Source organism: Pseudomonas sp. HMSC057H01, assembly GCF_001836405.1.
Classification (GTDB): Bacteria; Pseudomonadota; Gammaproteobacteria; order Pseudomonadales; family Pseudomonadaceae; genus Pseudomonas; species Pseudomonas aeruginosa.
Genome location: NZ_KV828467.1, coordinates 1 through 290, shown reverse-complemented (window position 1 = coordinate 290; position 290 = coordinate 1). Strand labels below are relative to the sequence as shown.

Here is a 290-nt window from a genome sequence, read left to right as displayed (position 1 = left end):
CGCTCGACTCCGGCTCGGAGATCAGAAACAACCTGTCCATCAGCGGCAGCAAGGAGGGCTCTTCCTGCATCAGCGCTGCCGGTGGCTCCGGGAGCCTGGTGCACTCCGCCTGCGGGGCAGCGGGCTTTGACGTACACGACGCGAGCACCAGTGCCGATAGCATCGCGGCGCAATTGGTTTTCTTCATGGGAAGCCTGTAGTGCTGCTTGGTAGGTTCGGGCCAGGGCATCGGTCTGGACCTGCGCCTGGGTGTCGCGCTGGGCCTGCTGGGCCATGGCGGTGATCGTCTC

General features: G+C 65.2%; 1 protein-coding gene. It reads left to right on the top strand.

The genetic code is table 11. The features are described 5' to 3' along the window. A partial coding sequence (locus HMPREF2581_RS33860; RefSeq protein ID WP_371914913.1) for a hypothetical protein occupies positions 1-200 on the top strand: 200 nt, incomplete at its 5' end. Positions 201-290 lie beyond the last annotated feature (90 nt).